The organism is Thermomonas sp., assembly GCF_023953935.1.
Lineage (GTDB): Bacteria > Pseudomonadota > Gammaproteobacteria > Xanthomonadales > Xanthomonadaceae > Thermomonas.
Window position 1 is genome coordinate 232,697 of sequence record NZ_JAMLIW010000001.1, and the last position, 25,754, is coordinate 258,450.

23 protein-coding genes and 1 tRNA gene are annotated in these 25,754 nt (G+C 65.9%); 7 read left to right on the forward strand and 17 right to left on the reverse strand.

Translation table 11 applies throughout. From position 1 onward, the window contains the following. Positions 1-28: 28 nt before the first annotated feature. The 15 genes from nuoL to ald form a co-directional block, all read right to left on the reverse strand. Complete coding sequence (nuoL, locus tag M9902_RS01065; RefSeq protein WP_297220548.1) at positions 29-2,089, reverse strand: NADH-quinone oxidoreductase subunit L; 2,061 nt, start codon at positions 2,087-2,089, stop codon at positions 29-31. A gap of 117 nt (positions 2,090-2,206) precedes the next feature. After that, complete coding sequence (gene nuoK, locus M9902_RS01070; protein ID WP_297174820.1) at positions 2,207-2,530, reverse strand: NADH-quinone oxidoreductase subunit NuoK; 324 nt, start codon at positions 2,528-2,530, stop codon at positions 2,207-2,209. Then, entirely contained in the window at positions 2,527-3,174 is a 648-nt protein-coding gene (locus M9902_RS01075) for an NADH-quinone oxidoreductase subunit J (RefSeq protein ID WP_297220552.1), read from the reverse strand. The genes nuoK and M9902_RS01075 overlap by 4 nt, the downstream gene beginning before the upstream one ends. 11 nt (positions 3,175-3,185) lie before the next feature. After that, entirely contained in the window at positions 3,186-3,677 is a 492-nt protein-coding gene (nuoI, locus tag M9902_RS01080) for an NADH-quinone oxidoreductase subunit NuoI (protein WP_297220553.1), read from the reverse strand. 4 nt (positions 3,678-3,681) lie between these two features. After that, on the reverse strand, positions 3,682-4,758 hold the full coding sequence (gene nuoH, locus M9902_RS01085) for an NADH-quinone oxidoreductase subunit NuoH (RefSeq protein WP_297220989.1): 1,077 nt from the start codon (positions 4,756-4,758) through the stop codon (positions 3,682-3,684). Positions 4,759-4,781: 23 nt separating this feature from the next. Beyond that, a complete protein-coding gene (nuoG, locus tag M9902_RS01090) occupies positions 4,782-7,001 on the reverse strand; it encodes an NADH-quinone oxidoreductase subunit NuoG (protein ID WP_297220566.1) in 2,220 nt (739 codons plus the stop codon). Beyond that, positions 6,998-8,365, reverse strand: coding sequence for an NADH-quinone oxidoreductase subunit NuoF (gene nuoF, locus M9902_RS01095; RefSeq protein WP_297174828.1), 1,368 nt, complete (start codon positions 8,363-8,365; stop codon positions 6,998-7,000). The genes nuoG and nuoF overlap by 4 nt, the downstream gene beginning before the upstream one ends. Then, a complete protein-coding gene (nuoE, locus tag M9902_RS01100) occupies positions 8,365-8,892 on the reverse strand; it encodes an NADH-quinone oxidoreductase subunit NuoE (protein ID WP_297174830.1) in 528 nt (175 codons plus the stop codon). Before nuoE ends, nuoF begins: the two co-directional genes overlap by 1 nt. Further along, entirely contained in the window at positions 8,889-10,199 is a 1,311-nt protein-coding gene (locus M9902_RS01105) for an NADH-quinone oxidoreductase subunit D (RefSeq protein ID WP_297174832.1), read from the reverse strand. The genes nuoE and M9902_RS01105 overlap by 4 nt, the downstream gene beginning before the upstream one ends. Further along, a complete protein-coding gene (locus M9902_RS01110; RefSeq protein WP_297174834.1) occupies positions 10,196-10,957 on the reverse strand; it encodes an NADH-quinone oxidoreductase subunit C in 762 nt (253 codons plus the stop codon). Before M9902_RS01110 ends, M9902_RS01105 begins: the two co-directional genes overlap by 4 nt. Continuing rightward, complete coding sequence (locus M9902_RS01115; RefSeq protein WP_297174836.1) at positions 10,954-11,547, reverse strand: NADH-quinone oxidoreductase subunit B; 594 nt, start codon at positions 11,545-11,547, stop codon at positions 10,954-10,956. Before M9902_RS01115 ends, M9902_RS01110 begins: the two co-directional genes overlap by 4 nt. Beyond that, on the reverse strand, positions 11,544-11,900 hold the full coding sequence (locus M9902_RS01120) for an NADH-quinone oxidoreductase subunit A (RefSeq protein ID WP_297174838.1): 357 nt from the start codon (positions 11,898-11,900) through the stop codon (positions 11,544-11,546). The genes M9902_RS01115 and M9902_RS01120 overlap by 4 nt, the downstream gene beginning before the upstream one ends. 200 nt (positions 11,901-12,100) lie before the next feature. After that, positions 12,101-12,721: an outer membrane lipoprotein chaperone LolA gene (lolA, locus tag M9902_RS01125; protein WP_297220571.1), complete on the reverse strand. Its 621-nt coding sequence runs from the start codon at positions 12,719-12,721 to the stop codon at positions 12,101-12,103. A 540-nt stretch (positions 12,722-13,261) separates the two neighbouring features. Then, positions 13,262-15,550, reverse strand: a complete 2,289-nt coding sequence (locus tag M9902_RS01130; protein WP_297174842.1) for a DNA translocase FtsK — start codon at positions 15,548-15,550, stop codon at positions 13,262-13,264. A 123-nt stretch (positions 15,551-15,673) separates the two neighbouring features. Beyond that, a complete protein-coding gene (gene ald / locus M9902_RS01135) occupies positions 15,674-16,744 on the reverse strand; it encodes an alanine dehydrogenase (RefSeq protein WP_297174844.1) in 1,071 nt (356 codons plus the stop codon). Positions 16,745-16,912: 168 nt separating this feature from the next. Here ald and trxB point away from each other — a divergent pair, with 168 nt between their 5' ends. From trxB to M9902_RS01165, 6 genes are all read left to right on the forward strand, one after another. Further along, positions 16,913-17,866 (forward strand): thioredoxin-disulfide reductase, encoded by a 954-nt coding sequence (gene trxB / locus M9902_RS01140; protein WP_297174845.1) that lies wholly within the window; start codon positions 16,913-16,915, stop codon positions 17,864-17,866. A gap of 36 nt (positions 17,867-17,902) precedes the next feature. Then, a complete protein-coding gene (gene aat, locus M9902_RS01145; protein ID WP_297220586.1) occupies positions 17,903-18,634 on the forward strand; it encodes a leucyl/phenylalanyl-tRNA--protein transferase in 732 nt (243 codons plus the stop codon). 313 nt (positions 18,635-18,947) lie between these two features. Continuing rightward, positions 18,948-19,166 (forward strand): translation initiation factor IF-1, encoded by a 219-nt coding sequence (gene infA, locus M9902_RS01150; protein ID WP_297174849.1) that lies wholly within the window; start codon positions 18,948-18,950, stop codon positions 19,164-19,166. Between the two features lie 133 nt (positions 19,167-19,299). Then, positions 19,300-20,244, forward strand: a complete 945-nt coding sequence (locus tag M9902_RS01155; RefSeq protein WP_297174851.1) for a cysteine synthase family protein — start codon at positions 19,300-19,302, stop codon at positions 20,242-20,244. Between the two features lie 12 nt (positions 20,245-20,256). After that, a complete protein-coding gene (locus M9902_RS01160) occupies positions 20,257-20,907 on the forward strand; it encodes a glutathione S-transferase family protein (protein ID WP_297220588.1) in 651 nt (216 codons plus the stop codon). 404 nt (positions 20,908-21,311) lie between these two features. Then, the gene (locus tag M9902_RS01165; RefSeq protein ID WP_297220590.1) at positions 21,312-22,199 is read left to right on the forward strand and encodes a pirin family protein; all 888 of its coding nucleotides are present in this window, start codon (positions 21,312-21,314) and stop codon (positions 22,197-22,199) included. 21 nt (positions 22,200-22,220) lie between these two features. Here M9902_RS01165 and M9902_RS01170 read toward each other — a convergent pair whose 3' ends face one another. Both M9902_RS01170 and hisS read right to left on the reverse strand, forming a co-directional pair. Beyond that, positions 22,221-24,119 (reverse strand): aromatic amino acid lyase, encoded by a 1,899-nt coding sequence (locus M9902_RS01170; RefSeq protein ID WP_297220593.1) that lies wholly within the window; start codon positions 24,117-24,119, stop codon positions 22,221-22,223. Positions 24,120-24,153: 34 nt separating this feature from the next. Further along, the gene (gene hisS / locus M9902_RS01175; protein ID WP_297220595.1) at positions 24,154-25,524 is read right to left on the reverse strand and encodes a histidine--tRNA ligase; all 1,371 of its coding nucleotides are present in this window, start codon (positions 25,522-25,524) and stop codon (positions 24,154-24,156) included. Positions 25,525-25,633: 109 nt separating this feature from the next. On the opposite strand from hisS, the gene M9902_RS01180 reads away from it, so the two are divergent. Further along, positions 25,634-25,710: transfer RNA gene (locus M9902_RS01180), tRNA-Pro, on the forward strand. Positions 25,711-25,754: the final 44 nt, after the last annotated feature.

Here is a 25,754-nt window from a genome sequence, read left to right on the forward strand (position 1 = left end):
CGGTATCCATCGAGTGTCGGTTGCCGGCTTACGCCCAGAATTGGTGGATCATGGCCAACAGCACGACCAAGCCAATGATCATCGCGAAGGCATAGTGGTAGAGGTAGCCCGATTGCAGCTTGCGGGAAATCGCGGCCACCACGCCGATCAGGTTGGCGCTGCCGTTGACGAACAGGCCATCGACGACGCGGCTGTCGGCAAGATTCGAAGCCTTGCCCAGCTGCACGCTGCCGCCGGCCAGGCCGCCGATCCACAGGTCATCCATGTAGAACTTGCGCTGCAGCACGCGGATCGGCAGCGCCAGCGCCCGCGCCGCGCCCGCGCGCAGTTCCGGCTTGATGATGTAGAGCAAGGTCGCGGTGGCAAATCCAAGGAAGGCCAGAATGAACGGCAGCGTGGTGAAGCCGTGCAGCGCGAAAGCGATCGGGCCGTGGAACTCCTCGGCGACCTTGGCGACCATGTCGTTTTGCTGCAGCACGTGGATCGCGCCTTCGAAGAACGGCGTCTGCCGGGCGTGGCCCATCACGTCGGTGCCGAACAGCATCGGCCCTGCGGTGAAGAAGCCCACCCCGACCGAGGCGATCGCCAGCAGCACCAGCGGCAGCGTGACGACCCACGGCGATTCGTGCGGTTCATGCGCGCCGTGGTGGCCGTGATCGTCCCGCGCGTGGGCATCGTCATGACCGTGCTCGGCCGCAACCTTGCGGAAGCGCTCTTCGCCGAAGAAGGTCAGATACAGCAGGCGGAAGCTGTAGAAGCTGGTGACGAAGGTGCCCAGGATCACCGCCCACTTGCCGTACTGGGCGATCATGTCGCCCGGCCGCGCGGCGGCGTGCAGTTCGGTGGCGGTGATGATGGTGTCCTTGGAGTAGTAGCCGCTGAAGAACGGCATCGCCACCAGCGCCAGAGTGCCGACCAGGGTGGTCCAGAAGGTGATCGGCATGTACTTGCGCAACCCGCCCATCTTGCGCATGTCCTGCTCGTGGTGCATGCCGATGATCACGCTGCCGGCGGTGAGGAACAGCAGCGCCTTGAAGAAGGCGTGGGTCATCAGGTGATAGACCGCGGCCGAGTACGCCGACACGCCCAGCGCCACCGTCATGTAGCCCAGCTGCGACAGGGTGGAATACGCCACCACCCGCTTGATGTCGTTTTGCACCATGCCGATCAGACCGGTCCAGAACGCGGTGGTGGCACCGATGAACAGGACGAACTCCAGCGCCATCGGCGACAGCTCGAACAGCGGCGACATCCGCGCCACCATGAAGATGCCGGCGGTCACCATGGTCGCCGCGTGGATCAGCGCCGAAATGGGGGTCGGGCCTTCCATCGAATCCGGCAGCCACACGTGCAGCGGCACCTGCGCGGATTTGCCCATCGCGCCGATGAACAAAAGAATGCAGATGATGGTGGGCACCGACCAGGCGTGGCCGGGGAAGAACTCGAAGGTGTTGCCCGCCACCGATGGCGCGTTGGCGAACGCGGTGGCGTAGTCCAGGGTGCCGATCCAGTACAGCACGCCGGCGATGCCGAGGATGAAGCCGAAGTCGCCGACCCGGTTGACCAGGAACGCCTTGAGGTTGGCGAACACCGCGGTCGGCTTCTTGTACCAGAACCCGATCAGAAGGTAGGACACCAGGCCCACCGCCTCCCAGCCGAAGAACAGCTGCATGAAGTTGTTGCTCATGCACAGCATCAGCATCGAGAAGGTGAACAGCGAGATGTAGCTGAAGAAGCGGGTGTAGCCGTCGTCGTCGGCCATGTAGCCGATGGTGTAGATGTGCACCAGCAGCGAAACGAAGGTGACCACCACCATCATCATCGCGCTGAGCTTGTCGATCATGAAACCGACGTTGACCGAGATGCTGCCGGCCTGCAGCCAGCCGTACACGTTCTCGTTGAATACCGGCGCGCCCTGCATCAGCTGCCAGAGCACGTGGCACGACAGCGCGCAGCTGCCGGCCACGCCGAGGATGGTGACGGTGTGTGCCCCCGCGCGCCCGACGAAGCGGCCGAGCAGGCCCGCGATCAGCGAGCCCAGCAGCGGCAGCAGGACGATCAGGACGAGCTGGGTTTGGGAAATGGCCATGGAATCGTCTTGTCTGGTCTTGCGTTGCCCAATCGCGGCGAATCTTGAACACCCGCCGTGCCGGCCGTGCCGGCGCTCGAATCCCGCATCGACCAGGGCCGACGCGGGCGCTTGAACTCACCCCTTCAAGGTGTCGATGTCGGCAACGTCAATGCTGCGTCGGTTGCGGAACAAGGTCACCAGAATCGCCAGACCGATGGCCGCCTCAGCGGCCGCCACGGTCAGGATGAAGAATACGAACACCTGCCCCGACGCGTCGCCGAGCGCGCGTGCGAAGGCCACGAAATTGACGTTCACCGACAGCAGGATCAGCTCCAGCGAAATCAGCAGCATGATCACGTTCTTGCGGTTCAGGAACAGCCCGGCCACGCTGATGCAGAACAGCACCGCGCCCAGCGCGAGGTAGTGACCCAGCGACAGCCCCGTCAGCAGCGCATTCATGGCTTGACCTCCTCAGCGGCGGCGGGTGCCGGCGCGGCCGGCCGCACCGCCGGCATCTTCACCATGCGCAGGCGCCCTTCCGGACGCGCGCGCACCTGCTCGGACGGGTTCTGGTGGCGAGTGCCTTCGCGCCGGCGCAGGGTCAGCATCACCGCGGCCACCACCGCCACGGTCAGGATCACCGCGGCCACCTCGAACGGCAGCAGGAAATTCGTGAACAGCGTGCTGGCCAGCCACTGGGTATTTGACAGACCGGCGGCAGCGGCAGGGTCGGCCGGCAGCGGCGTTTGCATGGCCCCGTGCACGCCAACCAGCACCAGCATCTGCGCCAGCATCACCGCGGCCACGATCAGGCCCACCGGCAAATAGCGCACGAAGCCCTCGCGCAGCGGCACCCGCTCCATGTCCAGCATCATCACCACGAACAGGAACAGCACCATTACCGCGCCGACGTAGACCAGCACCAGCATCAGGCCGAGGAACTCGGCGTTGCCGACGATCCAGGTACAGGCCACCGAGAAGAACGTCAACACCAGCCACAGCACCGCGTGGACGGTGTTGCGGGCACTGATCGCGGCCAGCGCGGCGATGGTCGCCACCGCCGCCGAGCACAGGAAGGAAAGGGTTGGGTAATCGAAGTCCATGCGTGCCTGCTTCAGCGGTACGGGGCGTCGGCGCCGCGGCGTTCGGCGATTTCGGCTTCAAGCCGATCCCCAATCGCCAGCAGCTTGGGCTTGGTCAGGATGTTTTCGCCGCGCTGTTCAAAGTGGTATTCGTGGATATGGGTTTCCACGATCGAATCGGTGGGGCACGATTCTTCGCAGAAGCCGCAGAAAATGCACTTGAACAGGTCGATCTCGTAGCGGGTGGTGCGGCGGGTGCCGTCGTCTTCGCGCGGGCCGGCCTCGATGGTGATCGCCAGCGCCGGGCATACCGCCTCGCACAGCTTGCAGGCGATGCAGCGTTCCTCGCCGTTGGCGTAGCGGCGCAACGCATGGATGCCGCGGAACCGCGGCGACATCGGGGTCTTTTCCATCGGGTACATCAGCGTGTACTTGGGACGGAACAGATACTTCAGGGTCAGCCACAGGCCGGAAAGCATTTCCAGCAGCAGCAGGCTCCTGACGTAGGAAACGACCTTGCTCACGCCCTCACCTCCCCGCCTCAAGGATCCCGAAATACACCAGCAGCGCGGTGACAAAGATCCACGCGATGGTGATCGGGATGAACACCTTCCAGCCCAGCCGCATGATCTGGTCATAGCGGTAGCGCGGGAACGCGGCGCGGAACCAGATGAAGCAGCTGGCGAAGAAGAACATCTTGGCCATCAGCCACCACCAGCCGTCGCCGAGCACGGTGGCAAGCACCGGCACGTCCGGGATCCACGCCGCCGGGATCGGCGACAGCCAGCCGCCGAGGAAGAAGATCGGGGTCAGGATGCTGACCAGGATCATGTTGGCGTATTCGGCAAGGAAGAACAGCGCGAACTGCGAGCCGGAGTATTCGACCATGTGGCCGGCAACGATTTCCGACTCGCCTTCCACCACGTCGAACGGCAGTCGGTTGGTCTCGGCCACACCGGAAACGAAGTAGATGACGAACAGCGGCGCCAGCGGAATCCAGAACCATTCGGTGAATCCGCCGTTGCCCGACTGCGCCATCACGATCTCGCTCAGGTTCAACGTGCCGGCGGCCACCAGCACGCCGACCAGGGCGAAGCCGGCGGCGACCTCGTAGCTGATCATCTGCGCCGAGGCGCGCATCGCGCCGAGGAAGGCGTACTTCGAGTTGCTGGCCCAGCCGGCGATGATCACGCCGTAAATGCCCAGCGAAGTCATCACCAGCAGATAGAGCACGCCGGCATTGGCATTGGAGAGCACCACCTGCGCATCGAACGGCACCACCGCCCAGGCCGCGAAGGCCGGAACCAGCAGCAGCAGCGGCGCCAGCCGGAACAACACCGGATGCGCGACGGTCGGCTGCACCACTTCCTTGAACAGCAGCTTGAACACGTCGGCAAAGGCCTGGAACACGCCCCAGCCGACGTACATCGGGCCGTGACGGACGTGCATCCAGCCGATCAGCTTGCGCTCCCAGACCACGTAGAAGGCCACGGCCAGGATCACCGGCACCGCGATCACGAGGATCTTCAGCACGATCCACGCCAGCAGGCCGAGCGTGCCGAAGCCGAGCAGCGCATCGCGCAGCGGATCGATCGCGTAGGTCATCAGCGGATTGAAGGTCGCAGTCATCATGGGCGGGCAAGGCTCACTGTGGCCGCGGCCGCAAGCGGCGCGGTGGCGTCATAACCGGATTCGATCCACACGCAGCCGCGGGCGACGCGACGGTCGTGCACGACCGGCAGCATGGCTCCGCCCAGCTTGCCCATCGCGTCGTGGACCACGCCGACCGCGGCCGCGTCGTCGGGATGCACGCTGGCGCGCGGACCCTTGGTCAGCGGGTGCGATTGCAGCGCCGCGCAGCGGCGGATCACCGCGTCGCTGCGGTAGATGGCGCGAGTGACAGCCACCTCCAGCCCGCTGCCCACCTGCGGCGCACTGCCGCGGGACGGCTGGACGGGTTTGGCGGCCAGACTGGCGCGCAGTTCGTCGAGCGTGGTGAATTCGAACCCCGGCAACTTCAGGTCGCCGCCCAGTGCGCGCAGCACGCGCCAGCCGGAATGGGCCGCGCCCTGCAGCTTGCCGGCCGGCAGCGCCTGCTGTTCGATGCCGTCGAGGTTGGTCAGGCTGGCCTCGATTTCCGGGAATGCACCGATCGGCAGCAGCACGTCGGCCACCGCCTTGAGCGATTCGCTGGCGTAGGCATTGAGCGCGATCACCTGCGCCCCAGCCAAGGCTTCCATCGCGACGACCGGATCGACGCAATCCAGCGCCGGCTCGATGCCGTGCAACACATAGGTGGCACGGCGGTCCTTGAGCATGGCGCGGGCGTCGCGCCCGCTCGGCAGCACGCCCAGTCGGCTCAGCCCAACGGCATTGGCGCCCTGCGGAATGCGGCACAGGCTGGCGCCGGTGCGCGCGGCAAACGCCGCCGCCGCGGCGCGGATGGCGGCGGCGTGCGGGCCGTTTTCCGCGATCTCGCCGACGATCACCGCCGCCTGTTGCGCATCACCAGGATCCAGTTCGGCCAGCGCCGACGCCAGCTTCGAAGGCGCCACGATCCGCTTGCCGGCGATGTCGAAGGTGAAATCGAAATCGACCGGATTGACCACGAATACCCTGGCCCCGGCCTTCCACGCCTTGCGCACGCGCTGGTGCAGCAGCGGCACCTCATGGCGCAGGTTGCTGCCGACGATGACGATGACATCGGCTTTCTCGATCCGTTCGACGGGCATGCCGAAGGGTTCGGCGACCGCGCCGTCGGACAGGTCGAGCTGGGTGATGCGGTGATCGAGATTGCCACAGCCCAGCCCCTCGGCCAGCCGCGCCAGCAGCGTGCCCTCCTCGTTGGTCGTGGCCGGATGCGCCAGCACGCCCAGCGCGTCGCCGCGGTGGTCCTGGAGGATCGACGCGGCCCGCGCCAGCGCTTCGTCCCAGGAGGCTTCGCGCAGGGTGTCGCCCTCGCGCACCATCGGCGCGATGGCACGGTCTTCGGAATACAGCCCGGCGCGCGCGTAGCGGTCGCGGTCGGACAGCCAGCACTCGTTCACGGCTTCGTTGTTGCGCGGCACGCAGCGCAGGATCTCGCCGCGCCGGGTGTGCAGGAACAGGTTGCTGCCGAGCGGGTCGTGATAGCCCAGCGATGGCCGCGCGATCATTTCCCAGGGCCGCGCCTGGAAGCGGAACACCTTGTCGGTCAGCGCGCCGACCGGGCAGACGTCGATCACGTTGCCGGACAGCTCGGTGGTCAGCGGCTTGCCGTCGTAGGTGCCGATCTGCAGGTCTTCGCCACGGTACATGCCGCCCAGCTCGTAGGTGCCGGCGATCTCGGCGGTCACCCGGATGCAGCGGGTGCAATGGATGCAGCGGGTCATGTCGCTGGAGACCAGCGGCCCCAGATCCTCATCGGCCACCGAGCGCTTGCGCTCGACGAAGCGGTTGACCGAACGCCCGTAGCCCAGGGCCAGGTCCTGCAGCTCGCACTCGCCGCCCTGGTCGCAGACCGGGCAATCCAGCGGATGGTTGATCAGCAGGAATTCCATCACATTGCGCTGGGCCTGCATGGCCTTGGCGTTGTTGGTGAAGACCTTCATGCCGTCCATCACCGGCGTGGCGCAGGCCGGCAGCGGTTTGGGCGATGCCCGCCCGCCCACTTCGGTATCGACCATGCACATGCGGCAGTTGGCCGCAATCGGCAGCTTGGGGTGGTAGCAGAAGCGCGGGATCTGGATCCCGGCCTTGTCGGCGGCCTGGATGATCATCGAACCCTTGGGCGCAGCCAGCTCGACGCCGTCGATGAAAACGGTGACCTGGTCGGGCGGCAGGTTCGGGTTGACGGGGTCGGCCATCACGCCCCTCCCTGTGCAGTCGTGACCAAGGTGCCGGCGCGCTCGTCGTCGACGTAGAAACGCTTGTTCACGATGGCGTATTCGAATTCATGCCAGTAGTGGCGCAGGAAACCCTGCACCGGCCACGCCGCGGCTTCACCGAAGGCGCAGATGGTGTGGCCTTCGATCTGGCCGGCGGCCGCGCGCAGCATCTTCAGATCGTCGAGGTTGGCCTGGAAGGCGGCGATGCGGTTGAGCATGCGGTTCATCCAGCCGGTGCCCTCGCGGCAGGGCGTGCACTGGCCGCAGCTCTCGTTCTTGTAGAAGCGGCTGATGCGCTGGCAGGCGCGCACCATGCAGGTGGTCTCGTCCATCACGATGACGGCGCCCGAGCCCAGGCCCGAGCCGGCGTTCTTGATGGCGTCGTAATCCATCGTCAGCCCCATCATCACCTCGCCCGGCAGCACCGGCATCGACGAGCCGCCGGGAATCACCGCCTTGATCTTGTGGCCATTGCGCACGCCGCCGCACAGCGCCAGCAGGTCCTTGAACGGGATGCCCATCTTCACTTCGTGATTGCCGGGATTGTTGACGTGGCCCGACACCGAGAAAATCTTGCAGCCGCCGCTGTTGGCAATCCCCTGGGCCATGAACCACTCGGGGCCGTTGCGGATGATCGCCGGCACCGAGGCATAGGTTTCGGTGTTGTTGATCGTGGTCGGCTTGCCGTACAGGCCGAAGTTGGCCGGGAACGGCGGCTTGTAGCGCGGCTGGCCCTTCTTGCCTTCCAGCGATTCCATCAGCGCGGTCTCTTCGCCGCAGATGTAGGCACCGGCGCCGAGCGCGTTGTGGATGTCGATGTCCACGCCCGAATCGAGGATGTTCTTGCCCAGCCAGCCGTGCTTGTAGGCCTCGGCCAGCGCTTCTTCGATGTGCTCGAACGGCTCCAGGTGGAACTCGCCGCGCATGTAGTTGTAGGCGACCTTGGTGTTGGTGGCATAGCAGGCGATCGCCAGGCCTTCGAGCACCGAATGCGGGTTGTAGCGCAGGATGTCGCGGTCCTTGCAGGTGCCCGGTTCGGACTCGTCCGAATTGCACAGGATGTACTTCTCGCCATCGTGCTTGGGCATGAAGCTCCACTTCAGCCCGGTCGGGAAACCCGCGCCGCCGCGGCCGCGCAGGCCCGAGGCCTTGACCATCTCGATCACCTGCGCCGGCGGGATCTTCTCGGTCAGGATCTTGCGCAGCGCCTGGTAGCCGCCGGTCTTGAGGTAGTTCTCGTACGACCACGGGCGATCGAAATGCAGCGTGGTGTAGACCGCCTGGTGTTCCTTCGGCGCCGGGCCGACCGGGCCGGTGGCGTCCGAATAGTAGAGGTGTCCGATCATTACTTCAGCCCGTCCAGCAGCTCGTCGACCTTCGCCGGCGTGAGCTTTTCGTGGTAGTGCCCGTTGACCACGGCCACCGGCGCACCGCAGCAGCCGGCCACGCATTCTTCCTCGCAGCGCAGATAGACGCGGCCGTCGGCCGTGGTTTCGCCCAGCTTCACGCCGAGCTTCTGCTCCGCGTGCGCGACCAGATCCTCGGCGCCGTTGAGCCAGCAGCTGATGTTGGTGCAGAACGAGACGCTGTTGCGGCCCACCTGACGCAGCTCGAACATCGAATAGAAGGTCGCGACCTCATAGGCCCACACCGGCGGGATGCCGAGGTAGTTGGCCACCGCCGCGATCAATTCATCGCTCAGCCAGCCGCCGTTCTGCTCCTGCGCCGCGTGCAAGCCCTGCAGCACCGCCGAACGCCGCTGGATGGCCGGGAACTTGGTCAACCAGTGGTCGATATGGCCACGCGTCGTCTCCGACAGCGCGACCATCGGATCGATGTTGCGGCAGGCTTCGAAATTGCCGGTTGCTTTCATCGATCCACCTCACCAAACACCAGGTCATACGTGCCGATCATCGCCACCACGTCCGAGAGCATGTGGCCCTTCACGATTTCGTCCATCGAGGACAGGTGGGCAAAACCCGGCGCGCGCAGGTGGACGCGGAACGGCTTGTTGGCGCCGTCGCTGACGAGGTAGCAGCCGAATTCGCCCTTGGGCGCTTCCACCGCCGCATAGGTCTCGCCGGCCGGCACGCAATAGCCTTCCGAGAACAGCTTGAAGTGGTGGATCAGCGCTTCCATGCTGTGCTTCATTTCGGTGCGACTGGGCGGCGCGACCTTGTAGTTGTTGACCATCACCGGACCGGGGTTGGCCTTCAGCCACTGCACGCACTGGGCGATGATGCGGTTGGACTGGCGCATCTCGGCCACCCGTACCAGATAGCGGTCATAGCAATCGCCGTTGACACCGACCGGGATGTCGAAATCGACCTCGGCGTACTTGGCGTAGGGCTGCTTCTTGCGCAGATCCCATTCGATGCCGGAGCCGCGCAGCATCGGGCCACTCATGCCCCAGGCCTTGGCCTGCTCCGGCGTCACCACGCCGATCCCGACCGTGCGCTGCTTCCAGATGCGATTTTCGGTCAACAGGGTCTCGTATTCGTCGATGCGGTCCGGGAAGGTCTGGGTGAAACGCTCGATGTAGTCGAGCAGCGAACCCTCGCGGGCCTCGTTGAAACGCTTGAGGCTCCTGCCCTTGTGCCAGGGCGATTGCTTGTACTTGGGCATCTGCTCGGGCAGATCGCGGTAGACGCCGCCCGGGCGGTAGTAGGCCGCGTGCATGCGCGCGCCGGACACCGCCTCGTAGGTGTCCATCAGCTCTTCGCGTTCGCGGAAGGTGTACAGGAACACCGCCATCGCGCCCAGGTCCAGCCCGTTGCTGCCCAGCCACATCAGGTGGTTGAGGATGCGGGTGATTTCATCGAACAGGGTGCGCACCCACTGCCCGCGCTCGGGCACTTCGATCCCCATCAGGGTTTCGATGGCGCGCACGTAGGCGTGCTCGTTGCACATCATCGAGACGTAATCCAGCCGGTCCATGTACGGGATCGACTGGTTGAACGGCTTGGATTCGGCCAGCTTCTCGGTGCCACGGTGCAGCAGGCCGACGTGCGGGTCGGCGCGGCGCACGGTTTCGCCGTCCATTTCCAGGATCAGGCGCAGCACGCCGTGCGCGGCCGGGTGCTGGGGACCGAAGTTCAGCGTGTAGTTGCGGATTTCCTGATGCGCCTCGGCCGGATTGCTTGCGAACGGCTCGGGGCTGGGTTGCACGTGCGCGTTCATCGGCGGGTCTCGCGGTCGAGGATGCGGTGCTCGGCTTCTTCTTCCGCCGTCGCCAGGTGACTGTCTTCGCGAATCACCCGCGCCACGCCCACGCGCGGCGTCACGCTGGTGACCGGCGCATAGACCACGCGCTTGCGTTCGGCGTCGTAGTGCACCTCGACGTTGCCGATCAGCGGGAAGTCCTTGCGGAACGGATGCCCGACGAAACCGTAGTCGGTGAGGATGCGGCGCAGGTCGGGATGGCCGTCGAAGATCACCCCGTACAGGTCGAACGCCTCGCGCTCGTACCAGTCGGCGCCGCGCCAGACGCCGGTCACCGAGGGCACCACCGGCAGGCCGTCGTCGGGTGCGTAGCAGCGCACTGCGATCCGACGATTGTCGCGGATCGACAGCAGGTGCAGGACCACGGCGAAACGACGCGTTTCACGGCGGTCGGGGGCGATGCCCGCCGAAGTCGACACCTGATGGCTGGGTTCCTCGCCCCAGTTGAAGCGCCCGGGCCCGTAGCCTTCGGCGCCGCGGCCAAAGCCGTGCCAGTTGGCTTCAACGCTGTCCCACTCGGCGTTGCCGTAGCCGAGGTAGTCCACCCCGCACAGGTCGATGAAAGTATCGAAACCGAAGTTGTCGCGCAGGTCGGTCGCCGCCGACAGCCAGGTCTCTGGCGTCAGCTCCAGCGTGATCTCGCCGCGCGGCTGCGCGAGCTTGACCGCTTCCGCACCAAAGCGCGCGACCAGCGCCTCGACCAGCGCCGTGCTCATGCGCGTGCGCCCTCGGGCTTGTCCGCCTTCGAGAACGGATTCTGCTCCAGCCGGCGGATTTTCTTCTGCAGTTGCAGGATGCCGTACACCAGCGCCTCGGCGGTGGGCGGGCAGCCCGGCACGTACACATCGACCGGCACCACGCGGTCGCAGCCGCGCACGACGGAGTACGAATAATGGTAGTAGCCGCCGCCGTTGGCGCAGCTGCCCATCGAGATTACCCACTTCGGATCGGGCATCTGGTCGTAGACCTTGCGCAACGCCGGGGCCATCTTGTTGACCAGGGTGCCGGCCACGATCATCACGTCGGACTGGCGCGGCGACGGGCGGAACACCACGCCGTAGCGGTCGAGGTCCAGACGCGCGGCGCCGGCGTGCATCATCTCCACCGCGCAGCAGGCCAGGCCAAAGGTCATCGGCCACATTGAGCCGGTGCGCGCCCAGTTCCACAGCGCGTCCAGCGAGGTCGTGAAATAGCCGTTCTGGCGCAGGTGCTCGGCACCGCCATCGGCCCGCAGGATGTCATCCAGCCGCCCTTCCGGCAGCGGATTGTTGGCGGCATCCAGAACGCCTTGAACGAGGTTGCTCATTCCCACTCCAGCGCGCCGCGCTTCCACACGTACGCGAAACCGATCACCAGCAGCGCGAGGAAGGTGCCCATTTCGATCAGGCCGAACATTCCCAGCTCACGGAACACCACCGCCCAAGGAAACACGAACGCGATTTCCAGATCAAAGACGATGAACAGGATCGCGATCAGGTAGTAGCGCACGTCGAACGGCATACGCGCGTTCTCGAACGCATCGAAGCCGCATTCGTATGGAGACAGCTTCTCCGCCGATGGCCGCTTCGGGCCCAGCACATTGCCGACGATGATCAGCACGATGCCGATGCCGGCGGCGACGATCAGGAACAGCAGGGGGGGCAGATACTCGGCCAGCACGCTCGCCTCATGCGTTGTGGAGGATCCCGACGACACGAAGTCGTCGACCGACAGCCGCACATTCTACCCGCCGCGATGCGGCCGCGGCCAGACCCGGGTCGCGTTTTCACGCAGCGCCAGCGATTCGCGCGCACTTCCCGTGGCTATAGTCGAGAACGGTTCGCATCCAGCACGACTGCGCGCGGGCGGTGAACGTCGCGCTACCCGCCAATCACGTCCACGCCCGCCGGCGGCGTGAAGACGAAGGTGCCGGCGGCGAAGGCCGGATTGCGCTTCCAGCCGCTGAAGCGGATTTCGGTGCGCTGGCCGAGCGCATCCTCGTACTCCATGCGCAGCAATTGATTGCGCAAAAACCCCAGGCGCGCGCTGCGAAAACCGGCCTCGGCACTGCGTGGCTGGATCGACAGCCAGCTCAGGCCATCGGCATCGCCGGCTTCCTTGACGATGAAATCGCGATCCAGGCGAGCCGGATCGAGCAAAACAGCGAGCGGACTGCTGGCCTCCTCGGCGCCCTGCGGGCGGCGGCTGGCCTGCTTCAGATCCGGGTCATAGACCCACACCGTCTTGCCGTCGGCCAACACCAATTGCGCGTAGGGCTGCCGATATTCCCAGCGGAACAAATGCGGTGCCGACAGCGCCACGCGGCCGGAGCTGGACTCCTTGCGCCGCCCCTGCGGATCGAACACGTCCTGGTTGAACTGGCCGTCCAATCCGCGCAGGCCGGCGGCAAATGCCGCAAGATCCTCGCGTGCGCCGGCATTGGCAACCGAGGCGACCGCCACCAGCAGTGCAGCCAGTGCGGCGGAAACGATGAACTTCATGCGGCATCTCCTGCAACGTTGTCAGCAGTGTGTCGAAACCATCCTGAACGGCAGTGCCATCAAGCCCGCGCAAGCATGTCTGCGCTTCCCGGAAGTTCGCCGGGTTCCGCAAGCCCTTTGGGCAAATGTCCCCCGGCATCCGCCTGCGCGGATGCCTCCTCCTTTACTTTGCCCAAAAGGCCTGCGGAATCCGGCGAACCGGCGTGCGATTGTGAGGCCACGCGCTGCGAGTAGCCACAGGTCGCGGGTTGCCCGCTGGGGTTCGAGCAGGCCATGGATGGCCTGCGCCCGCGAATCGAAGCTGGACGCGGAGTGTTGAGCGGCGAGCCCCAGCGGGCGACCCGCGACGCTTCATACCCTGCGCTCTGCGCCCGTTGCAAGAAAACCTGTGGCCACAGCTTCAGCCAGTGTCATGCGCGACAACCGGAGATACGCTTGCGTCAGCGCCGGTCGCCTGTGGGAGCGCGCCCCGTGCGCGTCAGCCGCGCAATCAAACCCCGGTCACGGGCAGGGCCCGTCCCGCGAAATAACGCTGCACCCTCAGCGCGGTGGCGGCGGCGCCAGCACGGCGCGATCGCCGTTGTGCTCGGGTGCACTCACCACGCCGGCCGCTTCCATCGCCTCGACCAGACGCGCGGCGCGGTTGTAGCCGATCTTCAGCCGCCGCTGGACGCCGGAAATCGAAGCACGCCGGGTTTCCGTCACGATCTGGACGGCCTGATCGTAGAGCGGGTCGGCTTCCGGATCGGTGCCGACCGGCGCTTCCGGCAAGCCACCGGCGCCAACGCTGCTGCCATCGTACATGGTCTGCGTTTCTTCCAGCACGCCCTCGATGTAATCCGGGCCGCCGCCGTCCTGCTTGAGGTGCTCGACCACGCGATGCACTTCTTCATCCGAGACGAAGGCACCGTGGATGCGCTCGGGCATGGCGGTGCCTGGCGGCAGGTAGAGCATGTCGCCGTTGCCGAGCAGGGTTTCCGCCCCACTCTGGTCGAGGATGGTGCGCGAGTCGATCTTGCTCGATACCTGGAACGCGATCCTGGTCGGGATATTGGCCTTGATCAGGCCGGTGATGACATCCACCGACGGCCGCTGGGTCGCGAGAATCAGGTGGATGCCGGAGGCACGCGCTTTCTGCGCGAGGCGGGCAATGAGATCTTCGACCTTCTTGCCGACGATCATCATCATGTCGGCGAATTCGTCGATGAACACGACGATGAACGGCAGCGGTTCCAGTGTCGGCGGCGCGCCGTCCGCGTCGGGTGCGGCCTTGAACAGCGGATCGAGCAGCGGCTGGCCGGCGTCGATGGCGTCCTTCACCTTCTTGTTGAAACCGGCCAGATTGCGCACGCCGACCGCACTCATCAGCTTGTAGCGGCGCTCCATCTCGGCCACGCACCAGCGCAGGCCGTTGGCGGCCTCCTTCATGTCCGTCACGACCGGCGCCAGCAGGTGCGGGATGCCCTGGTAGACCGACAGCTCCAGCATCTTCGGGTCGATCATCAACATCCGCACGTCGTGCGCGGAAGCCTTGTAGAGCAGCGACAGCACCATCGCGTTCACCGCCACCGACTTGCCGGAACCGGTGGTGCCGGCCACCAGCAGGTGCGGCATCCGCCCGAGGTCGGCGACGATGGGTTTGCCGGCGATGTCCTTGCCCAGCGCCAGGGTCAGCGCGCTGCCGGATTTGTCATATTCCTTCGAACGCAGCAGCTCGCTCAGGTAGATCATTTCCCGGCGCACGTTCGGGATTTCCAGGCCGATCACCGACTTGCCCGGAATCACGTCGACCACGCGCACCGATTTCACCGACAGGCCGCGGGCAATGTCCTTGTCGAGCGAGGAAATCTGGCTGACCTTCACGCCCGGTGCCGGCTGCACTTCAAAACGGGTGATGACCGGGCCAGGATTGGCGCCCACCACCTCGGCGTCGATGCGGAAATCCTTGAGCTTGAACTCGATCTGCCGCGACAGGGTTTCCAGCGTGTCCTCGTCGTAGCTCAACGGCTGCGGCTTGGGCTCATCGAGCAGGGCCAGCGGCGGCACCCCGGTGGCATCGCCTCCGTGGAACAGCGGGATCTGCTGCTCACGCTTGGCGCGTTCGCTCTTTTCGACCACCGGCGCAATCGGTGGCTCGATCTTGACCTTGTCACGCTTGGCGCGCAGCTGGCTGTCGGTGCGCCGCGCCTCCTCGCGCTGCTCGCGCAGCGCCCGCGCCTCGCCCCATTCGCTGGCGGATTTGGCCCCCTGCCGCGCACCGCGGTTGAGCAGGCCCGGCAGTGCCAATGCCCAGGCGCCGATCCGATCCATCACCGCCAGCCACGACAATCCGGTGGCCAGGGTGACGGAAATCAGGAACAGCGTGACGAGGAACAAGTTCGCACCGACCGGCCCGAAGCCGTGCAGCAGCGAACGCCCGGCCAGGGTGCCGAGGATCCCGCCGGCGCCGGCGGAAAAATCATTTGCCGGCACCCCGCGCAGGAACAGCAGCCCGCAGCTGGCCACCAGAAAGCCGACGATGCCGACCAGGCGCAGCGCCGGGCCGAGGTCGGCCTTGCCGTCACCATCGCTGTCCAGGCCGAACAGCGCGATCCAGGCGATCGCCCCCAGCACGAAGGGCAGCAGGAAGGCGACATAGCCGGTCAGGAACAGCAGGAAGCTGGCGGTCCAGGCCCCGGCGATCCCGCCGAGGTTGTGGACCGGCGCCAGCAGGCTGCCGCCGTGGTCCCAACCCGGATCCGACGGCGCATAGGAAAACAGGCAGGCCAGCAGGTACAACAGCAGCGGCGCAACCGCGATCAACACGATGTCGCGCCACAGCTTCGGCATGGATTGCGGACGGTCGCCGCTGCCACGCGGCGCCGTTTTCCGGTTGGACTTGCGAACGTCAGTCGCCGCTTTCCCCACCTGCGATCAAACCTCAGGAATCTTTCGCACCTGCTTGATAGTACGTCAAAGATTCATGCCGTGCAGCGCGGGATGCACGATGGCACCGTTCTCGACGTTGATGCCCTTGACCAAGGCGGCATCCTTGCGCCAACCGTCGCCGGCCGCGAGCCGGTTGACCCAGGGCAGGATCGCCGCGCAGATCGCCTGCGACGAGGTCTGCGGCACCGCACCGGGCATGTTCGTCACGCAAAAGTGCGTGACGCCCTCTTCCACGTAGGTCGGTTCCTTCCAGTTGGTCGGGCGCGAAGTCTCGAAGCAGCCGCCCTGGTCGATGGCGATGTCCACCAGCACGCTGCCCGGCTCCATGCCCTTGAGCATTTCGCGATCCATGACGTGCGGCGCGCGCGCGCCGGTCACCAGTACCGCGCCGACCACGAGATCGGCCGAAGCCACCTCCTTGGCCACGACGTCGTGGTAGGGATACAGCGCCGTCACGTTGTTGCCGAGGCGGCGCATTTCGTCCATGCGGTCGTGGCGCATCTCGAACACCGTCACATTGGCGCCCGCGGCGGCCGCCAGCGTCGCCGCCGCGCCGCCGGCCTTGCCGGCACCGAACACCACCACCCTGCCGCGCTCGGTTGCCGACAGCCCGCCGAGCATCTTGCCCTTGCCGCCCATCGGCTGGTGCAGCAGGTGGGTGCCGACCTGGGTTGCCAGGGTGCCGGCAATCACCGACATCGGCGCCAGCAGCGGCAATTCTCCGTTGGCCAGCTCGACCGTTTCAAAGGCGATGCCGGTCAGGCCGATGTCGAGCAGGCGCTTGGTCAACGCCGGTTCGGCGGCCAGGTGCAGATAGCAGAACAACAGGTGATCCTTGCGCAGGTGCTGCAAATCGCCGGCAATGGGCTCCTTGACCTTGACGATCATCTGGCCCTTCTCATACAGCGCCGCCGCGTCCGCGGCGATCTTCACGCCGAGCCGGGTGTATTGTTCGTCAGCGAAACCGGATTTGAGCCCCGCCCCCTGTTCCAGCCACACTTCGTGGCCGCGCTTGACCAGATCGCCGGCCGCGGCCGGCACGAGCGCAACGCGCCCTTCGAGGGTCTTGGTTTCTTTCGGTACGCCGATACGCATGTCGTGCTCCTGTCGATGACTGGTGCGATGTGAAGAGTGAAGCCGTTCCAGCCGCGGCCGGCAGCGTTGTGTCCGGCGTGGCTTGTCAGGTGACGCGGCGGCCGCCAAGCTAACGGTTTGCCGTCAAAATCGCGAATCCCGCCAATTATAGGAACATTGCCCCCGACCATGAGCACCCGCCGCCACGTTCGCCTGTTGATCCTCGGTTCCGGCCCCGCCGGCTGGACCGCCGCCGTGTATGCCGCCCGCGCCAACCTCAAGCCGGTGGTCATCACCGGCATGCAGATGGGCGGCCAGCTGACCACCACCACCGAAGTCGACAACTGGCCCGGCGACGCCCACGGCCTGATGGGCCCGGACCTGATGGCGCGCATGCAGGCGCACGCCGAACGTTTCGATACCGAAGTGGTGTTCGACCACATCCACACTGCCGACCTGTCGCAGCGCCCGTTCGTCCTCAGCGGTGATTCCGGCGAATACAGCTGCGACGCATTGATCATCGCCACCGGCGCCACCGCGCGCTACCTCGGCCTGCCTTCCGAAGAGGCCTACAAGGGCCGCGGCGTCTCCGCCTGCGCGACCTGCGACGGCTTCTTCTACAAGGATCAGGACGTGGCGGTGATCGGTGGCGGCAACACCGCGGTCGAAGAAGCACTGTACCTGTCCAACATCGCCCGCAAGGTCTATCTGGTCCATCGCCGAGACACCCTGCGCGCGGAAAAGATCATGCAGGACAAGCTGTTCGCGAAAATCGAGACCGGCAAGATCGAACCGGTCTGGCACCACACGGTCGATGAAGTGCTGGGCGACGATTCCGGCGTCATCGGCATGCGCCTGAAATCGGTGCAGGACGGCACTACCCGACAGATCGACGTCCACGGCTTTTTCGTCGCGATCGGCCACAGCCCCAACACCGAGTTGTTCAAGGATCAGCTGGAGATGAAGAACGGCTACCTGACCATCCGCACCGGGCTCGAAGGCAACGCCACCCAGACCAGCATGGAAGGCGTGTTCGCCGCCGGCGACGTGGCCGATCAGGTCTATCGCCAGGCCATCACCTCGGCCGGCTTCGGCTGCATGGCGGCGCTGGACGCGGAGAAGTTCCTCGACGAGGGGCATTGATGTGCGTCTTCCCCGCCAAGGTGGGGGTTTGAGCGCATGGAACCGCTGCGCCTGCACCGCCTCGGTTCCGCGCCCGATGCCCCGTTTCCACCGGTCGAACTGGCGCTGACCGATCCGGACGGACTGCTGGCGCTGGGCGGCGATTTGTCACCCACGCGCTTTCTGGGGGCTTATCGCAGCGGCATCTTCCCCTGGTATTCCGAGGGCGAACCGATCCTGTGGTGGAGTCCGTCGCAGCGTGCCGTGTTTCGCACCGACGGCGTGCATCTGCCACGCAAACTTCGGCAACGGCTGCGCCACAGCGGCTGGACCGTGCGCGCCGACACCGATTTCGCCGCCGTGGTACGCGGCTGCATGGCGCCGCGCCCCGGGCAGGACGGCACCTGGATCACCGCCGGCATGTTCGATGCCTATCTTGAATTGCACCGCCTCGGCCACGCCCACAGCATCGAAGTCTTCGACGGCAAGGCGCTCGCCGGCGGCCTGCTTGGGCTGGGCATCGGCCGGATGTTCTGCGGCGACAGCATGTTCTCGGCGGGTTCCGGCGCCTCCTCACTGGCGCTGGCGGTGCTGGCGTGGCGACTGCACGATTGGGGCTGGCCGCTGATCGACGCCCAGATCCCCAACGCCCACACCCGGCGCCTGGGCGTGGAGATCTGGCCGCGCGAGCGCTATCTGGCCGCGCTTTTCGATGCCCGCGACCAGCCGGGCCTGACCGGATCATGGACCGAAGCGTTCGGCGAATTCCCGGCGGAAAAACTGGCCTGAAGCCAGCAACAAGACGTGGTCGGATGTCCTGGCGTGCGAAATCAAGGGGGAGGCGTCGGTCGCAGGCCGGCGCCGGAGGACATTCGCACGCCAGCATCCGCACGCAAGGACATCCGACCCCGTCTCCGCGCAGACGCAGCCCCCCCCCCCTGGCCGCAGGCCGCTACCGGAAGACATTCACGTTCAAGGGCATCCTTCCCTGTCATCGTGTCTTGCTGGCGTCAGACAACCCTGCTTTGCGCGCAGCCCATCAACGTGCCAAAATAGCGGACTTTGGGACCGCATTCGCGGCGCCCGGTTGCGCACTCCGCCCATGGCGAAAGACGACGTCATCGAATTCGAAGGCACCATTTCCGAAACCCTCCCGAACACCATGTTCCGGGTGACGCTCGAAAACGGCCACGAGATCATCGCCCACATCTCCGGGCGCATGCGCAAGAACTACATCCGCATCCTGACCGGCGACAAGGTCAAGGTCGAGATGACGCCTTACGATTTGACCAAGGGCCGGATCACCTACCGCCACCGCTGATCCGGCACCAGCACCGCACGTCCAGCAAACGCCCCGTCCGGGGCGTTTCGCGTTTTCGCACCGCGTTGACGTGCATCAGTGCGAGCATGGCGGAGGTTTGGCGACACTGCCTTCCCCCACCGGAGCCTCGCACATGGCCACCCGCTATACCGGCGTTTCCAGCAACATCCTCGACGCCATCGGCGACACCCCGCTGCTGGACATCGACGGCGTGTTCGCCAAATGCGAATTCATCAATCCCTCCGGCTCGATCAAGGCCCGCATCGCCAAGTACATCGTCGAACGCGCCGAAAAGGAAGGCCTGCTCAAGCCCGGCGACACGATCGTGGAAGCCACCAGCGGCAATACCGGCAACGCGTTCTCGATGGTGGCCGCGGTCAAGGGCTACCGGATGCTGGTGGTCATGCCCGAGGGCCTGTCCACCGAGCGCGTGGCCATCTCGCGCGCATTCGGTGCCGAGGTGCTGTTCTGCGGCACCTTCCACGTCAACGCCGCGCTGGAACGCGCCCGCGAACTCGGCCGCCAGCCAGGGTTTTTCTTTCCCGGCCAGTTCGAGAACGAGTGGAACGTGGAGGAAAACCGCAGCTGGCTGGGGCAGGAAATCCTCGCCCAGCTCGGCGACCGCATCCCCGACGCCTTCGTCCACGGCGTCGGCACCGGCGGCACCCTGATCGGCGTCGGCCAGGCCTTGCGCGAGGTCAACCCGAACGTGCGCCTGTTCGCGATGGAGCCGTCCGAATCACGCACCATCCTGTGCGGCGAAGTGGCGCTGCACCAGATCGAAGGCATCTCCGACGGCTTCATTCCCGGCATCTTCGCCCGTCATCGCGACTTGATCGGCGACAACACCATCAGCGTGTCCAGCGAAGAGGCCGTCGCCCAGATGCGCAAGCTGGCCAGCACCCGCGGCCTGCTGTGCGGCCCCAGCTCCGGCGCCCACCTGCTGGCCGCGCAGCGGATCCGCCAGCAGCATCCCGAGCTCAAGACCGTGGTGACGATCTTCGACGACGAGGGCGAGAAGTACCTGCACGACTTCTACATGCCGCACGCCGCCCAGCAGCCGCTGCCGTTCCACTGAGGAACGCCGCCGATGTTGCTGCTCGATGCCCTCAGCCCCGCGCCACGCACCCTGCGGATGTACCTGCTGGAAAAGGGGCTGCATCTGCCGATGCAGCAGATCGACGTGTTCACGGGCGAGAACCGGCAGCCGCCTTTCCTCGACCACAATCCCGCCGGGCAGACGCCGGCGCTGCTGCTCGATGACGGCACCTGCCTTGCCGAAGCGGTGGCGATCATGGAATACCTCGAAGAATTGCACCCGGCGCCGGCGCTGACCGGAACCACCCCGCAGGAACGCGCGTTGGCCCGCCAGTGGCAGCGGCGTGTCGAACTCAACATCACCGAGAACATCCACAACGCCTACCACTACGCGGAAGGTTTGCCGCGATTCGAGAACCGCATCCCGGTGGCGCCGGAAGCCGCCGCCGGCCTCAAGCGGGTCGCACAAGATCGCATCCGCTGGCTGGACGGGATGCTGGCAGGCCACGTCTGGCTGGCCGGCGATCGGTTCACCATCGCCGACATCTGGCTCTACGCCTGGCTGGATTTCGCCGTCTCGGTCGGCCAGCCATTCGATCGCCACCTGCCGCATCTTGGCCCGTGGTTCCACCGTGTATCCGGGCGTCCTTCCGCCGCCGCCAGCCTGCACCCGAACTGCAAACCCGGCGGCGTGCGCGGCTAGCGGCGTGCGCAACCAGACGACTTCGCAAGACCGCTTTGCCGCGGTTGCTGGCGCGTGCGTCAGCTCAAATTGCCATTGGGCAGCTGGGATCGAAAGCGCTGGCCGAGGTTGTGACTGCATGCAGAGCGGATTATCGCTCAGTGATCCAATTGACCGAATTGGCCGGTTAGCCGATTAGCCGATCGGCCGGCTGACCAGTTGGCCGGCTATTTGCCTAGCGTGTTGTTATGCTAATGCGTTATCACACTAATATGCTAATACATTAACGCGCTAACATGCTGACTCGACATTCGTTCCAAAAACAGGACACTCAATCGGAACAATGGTCATTTGTTCCATTCAAATGAACACAATATCCTGAAAACCGTGGCGCAACCCGCGCCCGCACTCCAGGGAGTATCCCCATGAACACCGCCCTCGCCGCCGCCCGCAAGACCGTGCTGTCCACCCGCAAGGCGCCGGGTCGCCACTGGGTGGGGAATGGCTTTCCGGTCCACGGGATGTTCGATTACAACGGCCCGGGCGTGTCCGGCCGCAGCCCGTTCCTGCTGCTGGACTACGCGGCGCCGATGGAATTTTCGGCCACCGCAGAACGGCGCGGGGTCGGCAGCCATCCGCATCGTGGCTTCGAGACCGTCACGATTGTGTATGACGGCGAAGTCGAGCACCGCGACTCCACCGGTGCCGGCGGCGTGATCCGCAAGGGCGACGTGCAGTGGATGACCGCCGCCGGCGGGATCATCCATGAAGAATTTCATTCCGCGGATTACGCCGCACGCGGCGGCCCGTTTGAAATGGTGCAACTTTGGGTCAACCTGCCGGCGAAAGACAAGTTGAGCGCCCCGCACTACCAGGGCATCACCGATGCGCAGATTCCTGCCGTGACCTTGCCGAATGACGCCGGCAAGGTGCGCGTGATTGCCGGCAGCTTCGGCGGCAGCGCGGGACCGGCGCGCACCTTCACGCCGATGAATGTACTGGACGTGCGGCTCATGGATGGCCGCACGCTGGAGCTGCCGCAGCCGGAGGGCTGGAACGCCCTGCTGGTGGTGCTGGCCGGCCAGGTGACACTCAATGGTGGGACCACCCTAGGCGCGGCCGAGATGGCCGCGCTCTCCGCCGAAGGCGAAGGTCTCACCCTTGCGGCCAGCGGCGATGCCAAGCTGCTGTTGCTGTCCGGCGAACCGATCGACGAGCCGGTGGTCGGCTACGGGCCGTTCGTGATGAACACCCGCCAGGAAATCACGCAGGCGATCGAGGACTTCAACAGCGGGCGCTTCGGCAGGATCTGATCCGCCCCGCTGCGCGCGGCCTCAAGCCCAGGCCGCGCGCGCGGCCGCCAGCACGCTGCCGTCGGCCACCAGCGCCACGGCAGCGGCGACTTCGGCATCCAGCGCGCGGTCGCGGCCCAGGTACGGGATGCGCTTGCGCAGCAGCGCGTGGGCGGCGGCAACGGCCTTGCCCGGCTGGAACGCTTGGGTCTCCGCCAGCTGGGCCCGCAGTGCGTCCACTTCAGCGAGGAAGTCCGCGCGCTCGGCCGCCTCCGGCAACGGTCCGCCCAGCACTTTGCTGGCAAAACCTTCGGCATCGCTGCGGTGCGCCAGCTCGCGTGCGGCATTGATCATGTCACGACGCAGATCCAGCGCCTGCGCGGCTACCAGCAGCTCCAGACCCAGCACCTTGCCCAGATCCCCAACCATCGCCAGCACGTGGCGCGCTTCGTTGGCGCCCATCGACACATGGTCCTCGGCGTTGGCCGAGGTCGGAATCGAATACACCGAAGCCGGCATGGCGCGCGAGGCCAGATCGTTGACGATCGCCGCCGCGGTGTACTGCACGATCATGTGGCCGGATTCGGTGCCGTCCTCGTTGCCGATCAAAAACGCCGGCAACCCGTCATTGGTGGCCGGATCGACCAGTTTGTTCAAGCGCCGCTCGCTGATCGAAGCCAGCACCGGGATGGCGGCTTTCAGGTAGCTCATCGCCAGCGCCAGCGGCATGCCGTGGAAGTGACCGGCCGAGATCACCTGCTCTTCGACGTGGGCGGCGTCGGCCTTGTCCGGAAACACCAGCGGGTTGTCGGTGACGGCATTGAGTTCGATGTCGAGGACGCGTTTGGCCTGCTCCAGCGCATCGCGCACCGCGCCGTGGACCTGCGGGATGCAGCGCAGCGAATAGCTGTCCTGCGGCTGGTGCTTCTTGCCGCCGCGGAACGGCAGGAAGCGCCGGTAGAACTTCTCGCGGCCGTGGCGCTGGTGGAACGCCACCCAGTCCCAGCCGATGTCGAAGCCCAGCGCCTGCGCCGCCGGCGTATCCCAGCTGGTCGGCTGCCAGGCACGAAATTTCGGCACCAGATGGTAGGGAATATTGGCCAGCGTGGAACCTTCCAGCAGCTGCAGCAGGTGGGCGGCGGTCTTGACCTGGCCCGGGTGCGGGCGCAGCGCATGGACCTCCGGCGCAAACGCGCCCAAGCGCCCGGCAAAAGCGTCGATCGTCATTGCCGCGGCCAGATCGGCGGTATCCAGCAGGTCTTCCAGCTGCTGGACCGCCAGCACCCCGGTCGCCAGCATCTGCGCGGTACCGTTGTTCAGCGCCAGCCCTTCCTTGTAGCTCAAGTCGATCGGCTTCAGCCCCTTGCGCGCCAGCGCTTCACCGCCGGGCATCCGCACGCCGTCCACGAACGCCTCGCCGCCGCCGATCAGCACGATGGCCAGGTGCGAGAGCGGTGCCAGATCGCCGGACGCCCCCACCGAGCCCAGCTGCGGCACCACCGGCACGACGCCGGCGTTGAGCAGGTCCGCCAGTGCTTGCAGGGTCTGCACGCGGATCCCCGAATGTCCGCGCAGCAGCGTGTTGATGCGGATGCACAGCATCGCCCGCACCACCTCCGGCGCAAACGGCTCGCCCACGCACACCGCATGGGTGACGATCAGGTTGTGCTGCAATTCAATCCCCGGCGCTCGCCCCGACGGTTGCGCCCCCGGCAGCGCATCACGCAGCCGATGCGCGCCCAGCAATTTGTCGGCATTGCTGCCAAAACCGGTTGACACACCGTAGATGGGTTCCTGCTTCGACACCTGTTCGGCGAGAAAATCCGCGGCCCGCGCCACGCTTGCCAGTGCAACGGGTGAAAGGTCGACCGTTGCGCCATGGGCCACCGCGGCCAGTTGGGTGCGGGTGAGCGAGGTGCCGTCGAGTTGAATGTGCTTCATCGTGGATTTCGATCCGGAAAGAAATGGGAGGCCGTCAGCCCAGCGCGCGCTGCTGCTCGCGCTCCACCAGCAGGGCCGCGGTCAACTCGGCTTCGGGCACTTCGAACTGGGCCCCGCGGCGCAGGTCCTTGACCGTCGCCACGCCGCGCGCGGCTTCGTCTTCGCCACGCAGGACCACGAAGCGAATCCCGGCCTTGTCCGCGTATTGCAACTGCTTGGCCAGCTTGCGCGCTTCCAACTGGGTTTCCACGTTCAGGCCGGCCGCACGCAGCCGCTGCGACAGCGCCAGCGCATGCTCCAGGCCGGAGTCATCCAGCAACGCCACCAGCACGTCCACCGTACTGTCGGCCGCGGCGACGAGGCCTGCTTCCCTGAGCTGGTAGAACAAACGGGTCAGGCCGATGGAGATGCCCACGCCCGGCAGCTTCGATTTGGTGTAGTGGCCGGCGAGATTGTCATAGCGGCCACCCGAGCAGATCGAGCCGATCTGCGGCCAGGCATCGAGCGTGGTCTCGTACACCACGCCGGTGTAGTAATCGAGGCCGCGCGCGATCGAAAGATTGAGCGCATAGCGCGATTCGTCCACGCCCAACGCCTTGAGCTGCTCCAGGATCGCGCGCAGCTCCGCACGCCCCTCCTCGAACAGCGCGCCTCCGCTGCCCAGCGCCTCAAGCTTGGCCAGCGCGTCGGCATGGCCGTGCGAACGCACCTGCGAGAACGCCATCAACTTGTCGATGACTTCGGCACCAAGCCCGAACCCCTCGCCCGCCAGAGTTTCGCGCACGGCGTCCGCGCCGCGCTTGTCCAGCTTGTCCAGCTCGCGCAGCACCAGCAGCTGCATCTCGCCTGCAATCCCCAACCCTTCGAAATACCCGCGCAGCAGCTTGCGGTGGTTGAGCTGGATGGTGAACGCGCCGATCGCCAGCCGTTCGAACACCGCCGCGATCACCGCCGGTATCTCGGCGTCGAAACGCGACGACAGGCTGTCCTTGCCGATCACGTCGATGTCGCACTGGTAGAACTCGCGGAAACGCCCGCGCTGGGCGCGCTCACCGCGGTAGACCCGCTGCATCTGGTAGCGCCGGAACGGAAACGCCAGTTCGCGCTCGTGCTCGGCCACATAGCGCGCCAGCGGCACCGTCAGGTCGAACCGCAGCGCCAATTCCGGCAAACCCTCGTCCGCCCGCCCGAGTGCACCGGTGGACTGCACGAAATACACCTGCCGCTCGGTCTCGCCGCCGGTCTTGGTGAGCAGCACCTCCGACAGCTCCATCACCGGCGTCTCCACCGGCAGGAAGCCGAAACGCTCGAAAGTCTGGCGAATGGTGTCGAGCATCCGCTGGAACGCGATCTGATCGCGCGGCAGCAGTTCCATCACCCCGGCGGGGGTACGCGGCTTGATCAACGCAGGGCTCCGCAGTGCACAAACGCACATTCTAGGGCAACGCATCCAGCCAAATCGCCCCTCCCCCTTGCCGTCGCCCCTGCATACCCATAAAATTCGCGTTCCACTTCGGGGTGTAGCTCAGCCTGGTAGAGCGCTACGTTCGGGACGTAGAAGTCGCAGGTTCAAATCCTGTCTCCCCGACCAATGAAATCAAGGGTTCCAGCGAAAACCGGCCTAGTGCCGGTTTT

What these genes read in the sequence shown, in the direction of transcription:
- M9902_RS01165 (WP_297220590.1), top strand. Translation starts at nt 21,312, where the DNA reads ATGAACACCGCCCTCGCCGCCGCCCGCAAGACCGTGCTGTCCACCCGC.
- M9902_RS01160 (WP_297220588.1), top strand. Translation starts at nt 20,257, where the DNA reads ATGTTGCTGCTCGATGCCCTCAGCCCCGCGCCACGCACCCTGCGGATG.
- M9902_RS01110 (WP_297174834.1), bottom strand. Translation starts at nt 10,957, where the DNA reads ATGAGCACGGCGCTGGTCGAGGCGCTGGTCGCGCGCTTTGGTGCGGAA.
- nuoF (WP_297174828.1), bottom strand. Translation starts at nt 8,365, where the DNA reads ATGATCGGACACCTCTACTATTCGGACGCCACCGGCCCGGTCGGCCCG.
- lolA (WP_297220571.1), bottom strand. Translation starts at nt 12,721, where the DNA reads ATGAAGTTCATCGTTTCCGCCGCACTGGCTGCACTGCTGGTGGCGGTC.
- infA (WP_297174849.1), top strand. Translation starts at nt 18,948, where the DNA reads ATGGCGAAAGACGACGTCATCGAATTCGAAGGCACCATTTCCGAAACC.
- aat (WP_297220586.1), top strand. Translation starts at nt 17,903, where the DNA reads ATGGAACCGCTGCGCCTGCACCGCCTCGGTTCCGCGCCCGATGCCCCG.
- ald (WP_297174844.1), bottom strand. Translation starts at nt 16,744, where the DNA reads ATGCGTATCGGCGTACCGAAAGAAACCAAGACCCTCGAAGGGCGCGTT.
- M9902_RS01130 (WP_297174842.1), bottom strand. Translation starts at nt 15,550, where the DNA reads ATGCCGAAGCTGTGGCGCGACATCGTGTTGATCGCGGTTGCGCCGCTG.
- M9902_RS01155 (WP_297174851.1), top strand. Translation starts at nt 19,300, where the DNA reads ATGGCCACCCGCTATACCGGCGTTTCCAGCAACATCCTCGACGCCATC.
- trxB (WP_297174845.1), top strand. Translation starts at nt 16,913, where the DNA reads ATGAGCACCCGCCGCCACGTTCGCCTGTTGATCCTCGGTTCCGGCCCC.
- nuoE (WP_297174830.1), bottom strand. Translation starts at nt 8,892, where the DNA reads ATGAAAGCAACCGGCAATTTCGAAGCCTGCCGCAACATCGATCCGATG.
- M9902_RS01115 (WP_297174836.1), bottom strand. Translation starts at nt 11,547, where the DNA reads ATGAGCAACCTCGTTCAAGGCGTTCTGGATGCCGCCAACAATCCGCTG.
- M9902_RS01075 (WP_297220552.1), bottom strand. Translation starts at nt 3,174, where the DNA reads ATGGACTTCGATTACCCAACCCTTTCCTTCCTGTGCTCGGCGGCGGTG.
- nuoL (WP_297220548.1), bottom strand. Translation starts at nt 2,089, where the DNA reads ATGGCCATTTCCCAAACCCAGCTCGTCCTGATCGTCCTGCTGCCGCTG.
- M9902_RS01105 (WP_297174832.1), bottom strand. Translation starts at nt 10,199, where the DNA reads ATGAACGCGCACGTGCAACCCAGCCCCGAGCCGTTCGCAAGCAATCCG.
- nuoH (WP_297220989.1), bottom strand. Translation starts at nt 4,758, where the DNA reads ATGACCTACGCGATCGATCCGCTGCGCGATGCGCTGCTCGGCTTCGGC.
- M9902_RS01170 (WP_297220593.1), bottom strand. Translation starts at nt 24,119, where the DNA reads ATGAAGCACATTCAACTCGACGGCACCTCGCTCACCCGCACCCAACTG.
- nuoK (WP_297174820.1), bottom strand. Translation starts at nt 2,530, where the DNA reads ATGAATGCGCTGCTGACGGGGCTGTCGCTGGGTCACTACCTCGCGCTG.